Source organism: Pseudomonas sp. NPDC087814, assembly GCF_044742865.1.
Lineage (GTDB): Bacteria > Pseudomonadota > Gammaproteobacteria > Pseudomonadales > Pseudomonadaceae > Aquipseudomonas.
In genome coordinates, this window is the sequence record NZ_JBIUVK010000025.1 from 15,053 (window position 1) to 28,961 (window position 13,909).

The following is a 13,909-nucleotide window of genomic DNA, read 5'->3' on the forward strand; positions in this document are numbered from 1 at the left end:
GCAGGCGCTGCGGTCTGACAGGTACACCGAGGTGATCCCATCGCAGCCTCGCTGGGGCTCGACAGCTCCTGCAAGGGATCACCGCTAATTTTCAACATTAAAGAGAAGCTTCCGTCACCCCATGCGTATCGATCCTCGCCCGTTGCCCGCCGTCCTGCCATTCCTCGGTGAATTGCCACCGTTGTTGACCCGTCTCTACGCCGCACGCGGGGTGCAATCGGAAGCCGAGCTGGATAAAAGCCTGGCGCGGCTGATCCCGTATCAGCAGCTCAAGGGCATCGATGCCGCGGTGGACTTGCTGGTGACGGCCCTGGAGCAGCGCCAGCGAATCCTGATCGTGGGTGACTTCGACGCCGACGGCGCCACCGCCAGCACCGTGGGCACCCTGGGCCTGCGCTTGTTGGGCGCCGCCCATGTCGACTACCTGGTGCCCAACCGTTTCGAATACGGCTACGGCCTGACCCCGGAAATCGTCGCCGTGGCCCTGCAGCGCCAGCCACAGCTGCTGATCACCGTGGACAACGGTATCTCCAGCGTCGAAGGCGTGGCGGCCGCGAAAGCGGCGGGGCTCAAGGTGCTGGTTACCGACCACCACTTGCCGGGCGACGAACTGCCCGCAGCCGACGCCATCGTCAACCCGAACCAGCCGGGCTGTGAATTCCCCAGCAAGGCCCTGGCCGGTGTGGGCGTGATCTTCTACGTGCTGATGGCCCTGCGTGCGCGCTTGCGCAGTTTGGGTTGGTACGAGAACAAGCCGCAGCCGAATATCGGCGAACTGCTGGACCTGGTGGCCCTGGGCAGCGTGGCCGACGTGGTCCCGCTGGACGCCAACAATCGCATCCTGGTCTACCAGGGCCTGGAACGCATTCGCGCCGGTCGCGCCCGGCCGGGGATCAAGGCGATCCTCGAAGTGGCCAAGCGCGATCACGCCCGCATCACCTCCACCGACCTTGGTTTTATCCTCGGCCCGCGCCTGAACGCCGCCGGGCGCCTGGATGACATGAGCCTGGGCATCGAGTGCCTGCTCACCACGGATTTCGCCGCCGCCCGGGAAATGGCCGCGCAACTGGACGGCATGAACCAGGACCGCAAGTCCATCGAACAAGGCATGCAGCGCGAGGCCCTGGCCCAGCTCAAGGACTTGCCGGTGGAGTCGATGCCGTATGGCTTGTGCCTGTTCGACCCGGAATGGCACCAGGGCGTGATCGGCATCCTCGCCTCGCGCATGAAAGAGCGTTACTTCCGCCCGACCATCGCCTTTGCCGACGCCGGTGACGGCCTGCTCAAGGGCTCCGGGCGCTCCGTGCCGGGTTTTCATATCCGTGACGCGCTGGCCGTGGTGGCCAGCCAGCACCCAACGCTGATCGCCAAGTACGGCGGCCACGCCATGGCGGCGGGTCTTACCTTGCCCGAGGCCAACTTCCCACTGTTCGCCGAGGCCTTTGACGCCGAAGTGCGTCGGCAACTGCGCGAAGAAGACCTGACGGGCCGGCTGCTGTCCGACGGCACCCTGGCGGTTGAAGAGTTTCACCTGGAACTGGCCCGCGCCCTGCGCAACGCCGGGCCGTGGGGCCAGCATTTCCCAGAGCCGTTGTTTCACGGGGTGTTCCAACTGGTGGAGCAGCGCGTCGTCGGCGAGCGCCATCTGAAGGTGGTGCTCAAGAGCGAGTGTGGATCGGTGAAGCTCGATGGCATTGCTTTCGGCATCGACCGCGAGATCTGGCCCAATCCCACCATTCGCTGGGTGGAACTGGCCTACAAGCTCGACGTGAACGAGTTCCGTGGCCAGGAAACCGTGCAACTGATGATCGCGCATATCGAGCCGCGCTGAACCCTGTGCAATCCTCTGTTGTCGACTAGTCTCTAAGCACTGTGTGATCGGTCTTGTGACCTTGTCTTATTTCAGCCCGCCGGGGACGGGTTTTTCGTCGACCTTTCAAACAGAACCCTGGAGCCTGCCCACTGCATAAAAGAGGTGCCCCATGAGTCTGCTGCTTGAACCCTATACCCTGCGCCAACTGACCCTGCTCAACCGCATCGCCGTGTCACCAATGTGCCAGTATTCCAGCGTCGATGGCCTGGCCAATGACTGGCACCTGGTGCACCTCGGCAGCCGTGCCGTCGGTGGCGCCGGGCTGATCTTTACCGAAGCCACCGCCGTGACTGCCGATGGCCGCATCACCGCCCAGGACCTGGGCCTGTGGAACGACGAACAGATCGAACCGCTGCAACGCATCACGCGCTTTATCAATGCCCAGGGCGCGGTGGCGGGCATTCAACTGGCCCACGCCGGGCGCAAAGCCAGCACGCACCGGCCATGGATCGGCAAGCACGGCAGCGTCAAGCCGGAAGATGGCGGCTGGGTGCCGGTGGGCCCTTCGCCGATTGCCTTCGATCCGCAGCACACTTCACCCAAGCAACTCGATGAAGGGCAGATCCAGCAAGTGATCGCTGACTTCGTCGCTGCCGCCAAGCGCGCGTTGACCGCCGGTTTCAAAGTGGCGGAAATCCATGCCGCCCATGGCTACCTGTTGCATCAATTTCTTTCGCCGCTGAGCAACCAGCGTCAGGACCAGTACGGCGGCTCGTTCGAAAACCGCATCCGCCTGGTGCTGCAAGTGACCACGGCGGTGCGTGAGGCCTGGCCGCAAGAGCTGCCGCTGTTTGTGCGGGTCTCGGCCACCGATTGGGTCGAGGACGGCTGGAACCCGGATGAAACCGTCGAACTGGCGCGCCGCCTGAAAGACCTGGGCGTCGACCTGATCGACGTCTCCTCGGGTGGCACCGCGGCCAATGCGGAAATTCCTACCGGGCCCGGCTACCAGACCCGCTTTGCCGAGCGTGTGCGCAAAGAGTCGGGAATCGCCACCGGCACCGTGGGCATGATTACCGAGCCCGCCCAGGCCGAGCACATCTTGCGTACCTGTCAGGCCGATATCATTTTCCTCGCCCGTGAACTGTTGCGTGACCCGTACTGGCCACTGCATGCCGACGATGACCTGGGCGGGCGCAAAGCCACCTGGCCGGCGCAGTATCAGCGGGCTACGCATCGCGACCAGCCGATTCATGAGTCGGACTTGCGGGATTAACCTTGCGCAGGAAAACGCCTGAAGCTACTGTCGAAACTATGACTCTATTACTGAACGCCTCGATTATTCCCACCCTCCAGGAGAGGGTGGGCTGACGCGTGCTGGAAAAGCATGAAAAACCCGCCCTTGAACCGGCGGGTTTTTTATTGCTCGCCGATCACCGGCCAAACTCTGCGACACAAGGAGAAGCTCATGTTGCATCTGATCTGCGGCAAAATCGCAGCCGGTAAATCGACCCTGACCCAGCAGTTGTCGCAAGCCCCACAGACGGTATTGATCAGCGAGGATGAGTGGCTGTCACGCCTTTATCCCGGACAGATCCAGGCTCTGGGCGACTACGTGCGCTGCACCGGCCACCTGCGCGATGCGTTGACGGCCCATATCATCTCGTTGCTCAAGGCCGGCGTCTCGGTGGTGCTGGATTTTCCCGCCAACACCCTGGCCAGTCGCCGCTGGATGCGCTCATTGTTCGAAGGCGCAGGCGCTGACCATCAATTGCACTACCTGGATGTGCCGGACGAGGTCTGCAAGGCACGCCTGCGTGCGCGCAACGCGGCGGGTACCCACGCGTTCGAAACCAGTGACGCCCAGTTCGACTTGATCACCGGCTATTTCGAAGCACCGACACCTGCGGAAGGCTTCAACCTTGTTCACCATCAACCCTTGGAAGCACAGCATGTTGATCAAGCGTGACCTGACCGAAAAGGACCTGCCGTTGCTGGCGCTGATTGACCGTACCGAACGGATCGAGGCGTGCTATCGCGTGGAGCACGGGGAGTTGCTGCTGTACCCCGAGCACCACGACATGCGCGGCTGGCCCGAAGGCGAAGCCGAGCAGGATGCCGTGGCCTTGCAGGCGTGCCTGAAGCGCGGCGGGTGGCTGCACGGTGTGTTTGACGATGCAAAGCTGCTGGCGGCCGTGGTAGTGGACAACCGGGTTATCCTCAACCAGGGCCTGCGTATGCGCCAGCTCAAATTCCTGCATGTGAGCCATGGGGCCCGTGGCCTGGGCCTGGGTGGCCAGCTGTTTGCCCTGGCCTGTGAACACGCCCGTGCAGCCGGGGCCGAGGCGTTGTACGTATCGGCCACGGAATCGCGCAATACGGTGGAGTTCTATCTGCGGCTCGGCTGCCGGTTGCTCAAGCAGCCGGATCCCGAGCTGTTTCAACAGGAGCCGCACGACATCCACCTGTACCGGCCGCTTGTGGGATAACGCTGTAGGTCATTGCCCTGCAAGCGTTTTTTTAAGTGATTACTCTAAAAAAGTCCCACGCCCTGCAAGATAGTTTCTACGCTTAAGGTAAGCATGATTTCTGGCCCAGGAAATCAGCTTGTTGATCCTCGCAGGTCGCATCGCGGGATGGGGTTATGGGCAACCAGGAGCAGTTGATTGATACGAGGAGACAGTCCATGGCCAAGTCTTATGGTGTAGCGGGGGTGTTGTCGTCTTTTCTGGCCCGCAGGATGTCGCTGCGCAGCCGGCGCCTGAGTTCGGACGAAGAGCAATTGCTGGAACAGTACCGCGCCCTGACCGAGAGTGATCAGGTGGCGATGCGGTACTTGATCGGGGCGATGAAGAGTATTTCGCGGTTCTGAAGATCCCGAAGGGGCGTTCCCACGCGAGCGTGGGAACGTTCGGTATCAGGTGTACTTGCGCTTGTCTGGTGCAGGTGGGAAGTATTGGTACAGCCAGGTTTCGCTCAAGGTGCGGTCCTGGGTGCGGATGAACAGCCGCAGTTCAACCGGCTCGACGCTGTCGCTGGTCGGGTACCAGTCAAACAGAATTCGATAGCCCTTGATGGCATCCAGTACCAACACGCTGAAGTCTTTGACCTCACCATGGGAGCAGGTCACCACCGGCTCGATCCCGGTGCCTTCAGGCAAACGATCCAGCCCGCCGCCGTTGAAGTCCACGGCAAAGCGCCGCGCCCAGACTTCGGGGTAGTGCTCGCCCGGCGCCCAACCTTCGGTGAAACCGCCCATGCCCGAACGGGTGGCATTGACCTGCGCCAGTGGCGTGCTGACCGGCGGCAGGGCGCTCCAGTAGAGCTTGTAGCCGTAGTTCAGGGATTCGCCGGCAGCGACGGGCTTCTTCGGGGTCCAGAAGGCCACGATGTTGTCCAGGGTCTCGCCGGTTGTAGGAATTTCCAGCAGATCGATAGAGCCTTCACCCCACGCAGTAGTAGGTTCTACCCACAGGCTTGGGCGTTTGCTGTACCAGTCCACCGTGTCCTGATAGCTGGCGAACTCATGATCGGTCTGCACCAGGCCGAAGCCTTTCGGGTCGGTGTCGGCAAACGCGTTGAATTGCAGGGTAGCCGGGTTGTTCAGCGGGCGGCAGATCCACTCGCCATTGCCGCGCCACATGGCCAGGCGATCCGAGTCGTGGATTTGCGGGTGAATGGTGTCGCACATCCGCCGCTCAACGGTGCCGCAGCTGAACATGCTGGTCATCGGTGCGATGCCCAGTTGCTCGATGGCGGTACGCGCATTGATATGGGCGTCGATGGCCATTACCACCTGGTTGGCCTGGCAGTCGATATCGAAGCGATAGGCACCAGTGGCGCTCGGCGAATCCAGCAGGGCGTAGACCACGAAGCGGGTGCTGTCCTTGTCCGGGGTTTCGAACCAGAACTTGGTGAAGTCCGGGAATTCCTCGCGCTTTTTCGCGTAGGTGTCGATGGCCAGGCCGCGTGCGGAAAGGCCGTACTGGCCGGTGGAATCCACCGCACGGAAGTAGCTGGCGCCGAGGAAGGACAGCACGTCGTGGCGGTCCAGTTCCGGGGCCTTGAACAGCTTGAAGCCGGAGAAACCCAGGTCGCCGGTCAGTTGCTTGGTGTCTACCGTGGTTTTTTCATAGTTGAACAGCGAAGGGCGGAAGTGCACCTCGCGGGCCTGGCGGGTTTTCGGGTCGACGCTGTACATGCGCACCGGCGTCTTGAAGCCCATGCCGACGTGGAAGAACTGCACGTCCAACTGGCCGTTCAATTCTTTCCACAGCGAATGCTTGCCGTCGTAGCCGATGGCGTTGAAATTCTGCGGGGTCATGGTCGCCAGGGTCGGCGGCAATACCTGCTTGGTGTCCTGGTAGCGATTGCTTGCCAACTGCTTGGCCTGGATCTTCAGGGCCTCGAAATCGAAGGCCTGGGCCTCGCCATCAGCGGCGCGGTTGCCCGCCCAGGCCTGGGCGGCCAGCAGGCCACTGGCCGACAGACCGGTGTAAGCCGCGATGGCCATGGACGCTTTGAGCAAATTCCTGCGGTGCATAAATACAACCTGTCGTGAACAATCCCGCGCCGTTCCTGGCACGTGCTGGATCAAGGAAAACGGTTCGGACATGCCTTCGGCCAAACGCAACGGACATTAAACAGATACCAAATAGCTTAAGCGGTTCGGTGCGCAAGGAAAAATGATTGATGGCGGGTTGATGGCGCTGCATATGAAACAAGACGTTTCTGTGGAAACCGTGTGGTGAGGGAGCTTGTTCCCGTTGGGTCGCGAAGCGACCCCAAACCAGGCGATCGAGATCCTTCAGGGATATCTCGATCGCCTGGTTTGGGGCTGCTGCGCAGCCCAGCGGGAGCAAGCTCCCTCGCCACAGTGAGCTCGCTTCGACAGGGGTAAAGGGTCAGTGCTTGAACATCACATGGCGAACGGTGGTGTAGTCCTCCAGGCCGTACATGGACATGTCCTTGCCGTAGCCGGACAGTTTCTGACCGCCATGGGGCATTTCGCTGACCAGCATGAAGTGGGTATTCACCCAGGTGCAGCCGTACTGCAACCGTGCAGCCAGGCGATGGGCGCGGCCGACGTCGGCGGTCCACACAGAAGAGGCCAGGCCGTAGTCCGAATCGTTGGCCCAGGCCAATACCTGGGCCTCGTCGTTGAATTTGGTTACCGACACTACTGGCCCGAACACTTCGCGGCGCACGATTTCATCGTCCTGCTGCGCGTCGGCCAATACGGTCGGCTCAAAGAAGAACCCGTTGCCTTCCACCGCCTTGCCACCCGTGATCAGGCGGATATGGGATTGCGCCACGGCACGCTCCACAAACCCGGCCACACGGTCACGGTGCTGTGCGGTGATCAGCGGGCCCAGCTCGGTGGCCGGGTCATCCTGCAAACCGTATTTGATGCTGGCAACCGCCGCGCCGAGCTTCTCGACGAACGCGTCGTAGATATCGGCCTGTGCATAAATCCGGCACGCAGCGGTGCAATCCTGCCCGGCGTTGTAGAAGCCGAAGGTGCGAATGCCTTCCACCGCCGCGTCGATATCGGCGTCGTTGAAGATGATCACCGGCGCCTTGCCGCCCAGTTCCATGTGCATGCGTTTGACGCTGTCGGCAGTGCTGGAAATGATATTGGCCCCGGTGGCAATCGAACCCGTCAGCGACACCATGCGCACTTTCGGGTGATTCACCAGCGGGCTGCCCACGGTTGGCCCACGGCCAAACACCAGGTTGAGTACACCGGCCGGGAAAATTTCAGCGGCCAGTTCCACCAGGCGCAGCGCGGTCAGCGGGGTTTGTTCCGAAGGCTTGAGCACCACGGTATTACCGGCGGCCAGGGCCGGGGCGATTTTCCAGGCGACCATCATCAGCGGGTAGTTCCACGGCGCGATGGAGGCAATCACGCCCACCGGGTCACGGCGGATCATCGAGGTGTGGCCCGGCAGGTACTCGCCGCCGGCCGAACCGCTCATGCAGCGGCTGGCGCCGGCGAAGAAGCGGAACACATCGGCCACCGCCGGGATCTCGTCGTTCAGCGCGGCGCTGTAGGGTTTGCCGCAGTTGTCCGACTCAAGCTTGGCCAGCTCTGCGCCGTGGGCTTCGATGGCGTCGGCGAGTTTGAGCAGCAGCAGCGAGCGATCCTTCGGTGGCGTTTGCGACCAGCCTTCAAAAGCGCTGTCGGCAGCACGCACCGCGGCGTCGACCTGGGCTTCGCTGGCTTCCTTGATTTCCACCAGTACCCGACCCAACGCCGGGTTGAACACCGGCTGCGCCGGGCCTTCGCCTTCGACCAGATGGCCGTTGATCAGCAGTTTGGTTTGCATGGTTCAGTCCTCTTAAAGCTGCATCGTTTCCCCTGCCGAAACCGGTTCAAGTATGGGAGCGAGCAAGCCCGCTCCCACATTTGAATCTCATTCCTTCAGTGGCAATGTGTTGTCAGTTATTTACCGCCACTACCGGCCACGCTTTCGCCGCCGCGGGTCAGGTAATAGGCACCCAGGATCGGGAACATCGTCACGATCATCACCAGCATCGCCACCACGTTGGTCACCGGCACATCCCGTGGCCGGCTCAACTGGTTGAGCAGCCACAGCGGCAAGGTTCGCTCGTGGCCGGCGGTGAAGGTGGTGACGATGATTTCGTCGAACGACAGCGCGAACGCCAGCATGCCGCCGGCCAGCAACGCCGAGCCGAGGTTGGGCATGATGATGTAGCGGAAGGTCTGCCAGCCGTCGGCGCCGAGGTCCATCGAGGCTTCGATCAGGCTGTGGGAGGTGCGGCGCAGGCGGGCGATCACGTTGTTGTAGACGATCACCACGCAGAAGGTCGCGTGGCCGACGATGATGGTGAACATCCCCGGCTCAATCCCCAGGGTCTTGAAGGTCGCCAGCAACGCGATGCCGGTGATGATCCCCGGCAGTGCAATCGGCAGGATCAGCATCAGCGAGATGCCTTGCTTGCCGAAGAACTCCCGGCGATACAACGCCGCCGAGGCCAGGGTGCCGAGCACCATCGCAATCAGCGTGGCGATGGCCGCGATTTGCAGCGACAGCTTGATCGCTTCCAATACGTCCGGCCGCGAGAAGGCCACGCTGAACCACTTCAGGGTGAAGCCCTGGGGTGGAAAGCTGAACGCCGCCTCTTCGGTGTTGAAGGCGTAGAGGAAGATGATCAGGATCGGGAAGTGCAGGAAAACCAACCCGCCCCAGGCCGCGATTTTTAGACTGAGTGAGGCTTTTTCAGAGTGCATCGAAGGCCCCCAGACGTTTGACGATGGACAGGTAAACCGCGATCAGCACGATCGGCACCAGAGTGAACGCCGCGGCCATGGGCATGTTGCCGATAGCGCCTTGTTGCGCGTACACCATGCCGCCGACGAAGTAACCCGGCGGGCCCACCAGTTGCGGCACGATGAAGTCGCCCAGGGTCAGCGAGAACGTAAAGATCGAACCCGCCGCGATCCCCGGCACCGACAGCGGCAGAATCACCTGCATGAAGGTCTGGCGCGGCTTGGCGCCGAGGTCTGCCGAGGCCTGCAGCAACGATGGCGGCAAACGCTCCAGCGAGGCCTGGATCGGCAGAATCATGAACGGCAGCCAGATGTACACAAACACCATGAACCGCCCCAGGTGCGAGGTGCTCAAGGTGCTGCCGCCCACGCCGGGAATGCCCATGATGAATTGCAGCGCCGGCTCCAGGCCCAGGTGCTGCACGAACCACTGCGCCACGCCGCCCTTGGCCAGCAGCAGGGTCCAGGCGTAGGCCTTGACGATGTAGCTGGCCCACATCGGCATCATCACCGCGATGTAGAAAAACGCCTTGGTCTTGCCGGTGGTGTAGCGCGCCATGTAGTAGGCGATCGGGAACGCGACGATGGCACTGGCGATGGACACCACCACCGCCATGCTCAAGGTGCGCACGATGATGTCGAAGTTCGACGGCTGGAACAGCGCGGCAAAGTTGGCCAGGGTCAGGTCCGGGGTGACCGCCATGGTGAAGTCATCGAACGTATAGAAGCCTTGCCACAGCAAGGTCAGCAGCGACCCCAAATAGATCGCGCCGAACCAGATCAGCGGCGGCACCAGCAGCAGCGACAGGTACAGGTTGGGCTTCTTGTACAGCAGGTTGGAAAACCTGCGCATCGGGGGTTGGGACAGGGCCAGGCTCATGTCACACCTCGCCTGCGATGTCGGTCAACGGCGTCATGGCTTCCCGCGCCCAGCGCGCGGTGATGGACTGGCCGACTTGATGCCCGGCGGTGGTGTCCAGCCATTGGTTGTTGGCCTGGCTGATGTTCAGCGCCTGGCCGTTTTCCAGTTTCAGTTCGTAGCGAGTGGCGCTGCCCTGGTACTGAATGTCATGCAGCAGGCCGCTGACTTCCACCTCGCCGCTGCCCAGCGGGCCTTCGGCGAAGCGCACGTGTTCCGGGCGGATCGAGAACGGCTGCGGGTTACCGCTCAAGCGTTGCGCCAATTCGCCGCGAATCACGTTGGAGGTGCCGACGAATTCCGCGACGAAGGTGGTGGCGGGCTTCATGTACAGGTTGCGCGGGGTGTCGACCTGTTCGATGCGGCCCTTGTTGAATACGGCCACACGGTCGGACATCGACAGTGCTTCGGTCTGGTCGTGGGTGACGAAGATGAAGGTGATGCCAAGTTGGCGTTGCAGTTTCTTCAGCTCGCTTTGCATCTGTTCGCGCAGCTTCAGGTCGAGAGCGCCGAGGGGCTCATCCAGCAGCAATACGCGCGGACGATTGACCAGTGCGCGGGCCAGGGCCACACGTTGACGCTGGCCGCCGGAGAGTTGCACCGGCTTGCGGTCGCCGTAACCGCCGAGGGCGACCATGCCCAGCGCTTCTTCGGCGCGGTTGAGGCGTTCGGTCTTGCCCACGCCTTTGACTTTCAGGCCGTAGGCCACGTTGTCCCGCACGTTCATGTGGGGGAACAGCGCGTAATCCTGGAACACAGTGTTCACGTCGCGCTGATACGGCGGCAAGCCGGCGGCTTCCTCACCGTGGATGCGGATGGAGCCGGCACTGGGTTGCTCGAACCCGGCGATCAGGCGCAGGCACGTGGTTTTGCCCGAGCCGGAAGGGCCGAGCATGGAAAAGAACTCGCCGTCCTGGATATCGATGGAAACCCGGTCAACGGCTTTCACTTCGCCGAACTGACGGGAAACGTGGGTGAATTGGACTGCAAGCGTCATTGTGCGGTGCTCCAAAAAGGCGCGTCTTGTAAAAATTAAATCGGAGGTAGAGGTGATCGTTCCCACGCTCTGCGTGGGAATGCAGCGCTGGACGCTCCGCGTCCGCCCTTAAAGTCGTGACGCGGAGCGTCACAGGAGGCATTCCCACGCGGAGCGTGGGAACGATCAACTAGGGAGTGCTTAGCGCCCGCCCATGATCGCGATGTAATCCTGGGTCCAGCGGCTGTATGGCACGAACTTGCCGCCTTCAGCCTGCGGGGTTTTCCAGAAGGCGATCTTCTCGAACTGGTCGAAACCGTTGGTCTTGCAACCCTCGGCGCCCAGCAGTTCGCTTTCCTTGCACGCCGCGGGAACCGCCGGCAACGAACCGAACCACGAGGCCACATCACCCTGGACCTTCGGCTGCAGCGACCAGTCCATCCACTTGTAGGCGCAGTTCGGGTGCTTGGCATCGGTGTGCAGCATGGTGGTATCCGCCCAGCCGGTGGCGCCTTCCTTCGGAATGGTCGAGGCAATCGGCTGCTTCTCGTTCACCAGGCCGTTGACCTGATACGGCCATGCGCTGGAGGCCACCACGCCTTCGTTCTTGAAGTCGCTCATCTGCACGGTGGTGTCATGCCAGTAGCGGTGGATCAACGGCTGCTGGGCGCGCAACAGGTCGAGCACGGCCTTGTACTGGGTTTCGGTCAGCTCGTACGGGCTCTGGATGCCCAGTTCCGGCTTGGTGGCCTTGAGGTACAGCGCCGCATCGGCGATGTAGATCGGGCCGTCATAGGCCTGCACGCGGCCTTTGTTCGGCTTGCCGTCCGGCAGGTTCTGCGCATCGAACACTACGTTCCAGCTGGTGGGCGCGGTCTTGAACACGTTGGTGTTGTACATCAACACGTTCGGGCCCCACTGGTACGGCGTGCCGTACGTTTGCTGGCCGACCACGTACCACGGCGCATCTTTCAGGCGCGGGTCGATGTTCTTCCAGTTGGGAATCAGCGAGGTGTTGATCGGCTGTACGCGCTTGCCGACGATCAACCGCAGCGAGGCATCGCCCGACGCGGTGACCAGGTCGTAGCCGCCCTTGGCCATCAAGCTCACCATCTCGTCGGAGGTGGCGGCGGTCTTGACGTTGACCTTGCAGCCGGTCTCTTTCTCGAAACCGGTGACCCAGTCGTAGTTCTTGTCGCTTTCGCCACGTTCGATATAGCCGGGCCAGGCGACAATATCCAACTGGCCTTCACCGGCACCCACCGCCTTCAGCGGTTCGGCGGCCTGGATGCTGACACTGGCCAGCAGCGCGGTGGTCAGGGCACTGAGCAGAGCGGTCTTGTGCGCAGACATGGGGGTTCCCTCTTCTTTAATTATGGTCGGGGCAGTTTTTGCAGCAGGTGGTGCGTGAGCGTAGTTGTTGTTTTAAAGATGCTGGCCGTGGCGCGCCATGATGTGCCGCACCACGCTGTAGTCCTGTAGCGAATCGCTGGACAGATCTTTGCCATACCCCGAGCGCTTCAAGCCGCCGTGGGGCATTTCGCTGACCAGCATGAAATGACTGTTGATCCAGGTGCAGCCGTATTGCAGGCGCGACGCCACTTGCATCGCCTTGTCCAGGTTCTGGGTCCACACGGAGGAGGCCAGGCCGTATTCCGAGTCGTTGGCCCAGTCCACCGCCTGTTCCAGCTCGTCGAAGCGGGTCACGGTGACCACCGGGCCGAACACTTCGCGCTGCACGATTTCATCATTCTGTTTACAACCGGCCAGCAAGGTTGGCTGGTAGAAGAAGCCAGCACCGGAATGCACGGCGGCGCCGGTGATGCGTTCGATATGCGGCTGGCCGAGGGCGCGTTCGACAAAACTGGCGACGCGGTCGCGCTGGCGGGTGCTGATCAGCGGGCCGAGTTCGTTGTCGGCATCGCGCTTGCCGGCAAACCGCAGGCTGCTGACGGCGGCGCCGAGCTCGGCCACCAATTTGTCGTGGATGCCGGCCTGGGCGTAGATGCGGCACGCGGCGGTGCAGTCCTGGCCGGCGTTGTAGTAACCGTAGGCGCGCACGCCTTCGACCACGGCTTGCAGGTCGGCGTCGTTGCACACGATCACCGGGGCCTTGCCGCCCAGCTCCAGGTGCGTGCGCTTGAGTGTCTTGGAGGCGGCCTGGAGGATCTTCTGCCCGGTGACGATATCGCCGGTCAACGAGACCATGCGCACCTTCGGGTGGCTGACCAAATGGCTGCCGACCCCTTCGCCGCCGCCACACAGGATGTTGATCACCCCGCGCGGCAACAACTGGCTCAGTACGGGCGCCAGGGCCAGGATCGACAGCGGGGTATGTTCCGACGGCTTGAACACCAGGGTATTACCGGCCGCCAGGGCCGGGGCGATTTTCCAGGCGGCCATCATCAGCGGGTAATTCCACGGCGCAATGGAGGCCACCACGCCAATCGGATCGCGACGCACCATGCTGGTGTAGCCCGGCAGGTATTCACCGCTCAGTTGCCCGGTCTGGCAGCGCACGGCGCCGGCGAAGAAACGGAACACATCGACGGTCGCGCTCAAATCGTCCTGACGTGCCAGGTGCAGCGGCTTGCCGCAATTCAGCGATTCCAGGCGGGCGAGGTAGTCGGCTTGTTTTTCGATTGTCTCGGCGATGCCCAGGAGGATGTTCGAGCGCTGCTGGGGCGTGGTCCGCGACCAACCGGCAAAGGCCCGGTGGGCGGCGAGGATTGCGGCTTCGACCTGCTCGGTACTGGCTTCGGCGATATGGGTGAGGATTTCACCGGTGGCCGGGTTGATGATCGGCTCGACAAACCCCTGGCCCGGGACCAGTTCGCCGTCGATCAGCAACGCAGTGAGCAGCGGTGTGGGCGCGCCAGACATTTTTCGCGATCTCTTTTCTTGTGT

At 62.3% G+C, this 13,909-nt stretch carries 12 protein-coding genes; 5 read left to right on the forward strand and 7 right to left on the reverse strand.

Annotation, left to right across the window (positions count from 1 at the left end; all coding sequences use genetic code 11):
* Positions 1 to 121: 121 nt before the first annotated feature.
* The 5 genes from recJ to ACIOMR_RS18610 all read left to right on the forward strand — a co-directional run bounded on the left by recJ (position 122) and on the right by ACIOMR_RS18610 (position 4,685).
* Positions 122 to 1,831 (forward strand): single-stranded-DNA-specific exonuclease RecJ, encoded by a 1,710-nt coding sequence (recJ, locus tag ACIOMR_RS18590; RefSeq protein WP_177046946.1) that lies wholly within the window; start codon positions 122 to 124, stop codon positions 1,829 to 1,831.
* Positions 1,832 to 1,982: 151 nt separating this feature from the next.
* Entirely contained in the window at positions 1,983 to 3,089 is a 1,107-nt protein-coding gene (locus tag ACIOMR_RS18595; RefSeq protein ID WP_003209564.1) for an NADH:flavin oxidoreductase/NADH oxidase, read from the forward strand.
* A gap of 192 nt (positions 3,090 to 3,281) precedes the next feature.
* Positions 3,282 to 3,782: an AAA family ATPase gene (locus ACIOMR_RS18600; RefSeq protein WP_401195703.1), complete on the forward strand. Its 501-nt coding sequence runs from the start codon at positions 3,282 to 3,284 to the stop codon at positions 3,780 to 3,782.
* A complete protein-coding gene (locus tag ACIOMR_RS18605; RefSeq protein ID WP_102605530.1) occupies positions 3,766 to 4,302 on the forward strand; it encodes a GNAT family N-acetyltransferase in 537 nt (178 codons plus the stop codon). Before ACIOMR_RS18600 ends, ACIOMR_RS18605 begins: the two co-directional genes overlap by 17 nt.
* A 197-nt stretch (positions 4,303 to 4,499) precedes the next feature.
* Positions 4,500 to 4,685 (forward strand): hypothetical protein, encoded by a 186-nt coding sequence (locus tag ACIOMR_RS18610; protein WP_003209560.1) that lies wholly within the window; start codon positions 4,500 to 4,502, stop codon positions 4,683 to 4,685.
* 45 nt (positions 4,686 to 4,730) lie between these two features.
* On the opposite strand, the gene ACIOMR_RS18615 is transcribed toward ACIOMR_RS18610, so the two are convergent.
* From ACIOMR_RS18615 to ACIOMR_RS18645, 7 genes are all read right to left on the reverse strand, one after another.
* Complete coding sequence (locus ACIOMR_RS18615) at positions 4,731 to 6,356, reverse strand: glucan biosynthesis protein D (RefSeq protein ID WP_102368202.1); 1,626 nt, start codon at positions 6,354 to 6,356, stop codon at positions 4,731 to 4,733.
* Between the two features lie 361 nt (positions 6,357 to 6,717).
* Positions 6,718 to 8,142: a gamma-aminobutyraldehyde dehydrogenase gene (locus ACIOMR_RS18620; RefSeq protein WP_003209554.1), complete on the reverse strand. Its 1,425-nt coding sequence runs from the start codon at positions 8,140 to 8,142 to the stop codon at positions 6,718 to 6,720.
* Positions 8,143 to 8,258: 116 nt separating this feature from the next.
* Entirely contained in the window at positions 8,259 to 9,068 is an 810-nt protein-coding gene (locus ACIOMR_RS18625) for an ABC transporter permease (protein WP_003209553.1), read from the reverse strand.
* Entirely contained in the window at positions 9,058 to 9,987 is a 930-nt protein-coding gene (locus ACIOMR_RS18630; RefSeq protein ID WP_003209552.1) for an ABC transporter permease, read from the reverse strand. Before ACIOMR_RS18630 ends, ACIOMR_RS18625 begins: the two co-directional genes overlap by 11 nt.
* 1 nt (position 9,988) lies before the next feature.
* Positions 9,989 to 11,023 (reverse strand): ABC transporter ATP-binding protein, encoded by a 1,035-nt coding sequence (locus ACIOMR_RS18635; RefSeq protein WP_003209551.1) that lies wholly within the window; start codon positions 11,021 to 11,023, stop codon positions 9,989 to 9,991.
* Positions 11,024 to 11,203: 180 nt separating this feature from the next.
* Positions 11,204 to 12,355: a putative ABC transporter substrate-binding protein YdcS gene (gene ydcS / locus ACIOMR_RS18640; RefSeq protein ID WP_003209550.1), complete on the reverse strand. Its 1,152-nt coding sequence runs from the start codon at positions 12,353 to 12,355 to the stop codon at positions 11,204 to 11,206.
* Positions 12,356 to 12,427: 72 nt separating this feature from the next.
* Positions 12,428 to 13,885: a gamma-aminobutyraldehyde dehydrogenase gene (locus ACIOMR_RS18645; protein WP_003209549.1), complete on the reverse strand. Its 1,458-nt coding sequence runs from the start codon at positions 13,883 to 13,885 to the stop codon at positions 12,428 to 12,430.
* Between the last annotated feature and the right edge of the window lie 24 nt (positions 13,886 to 13,909).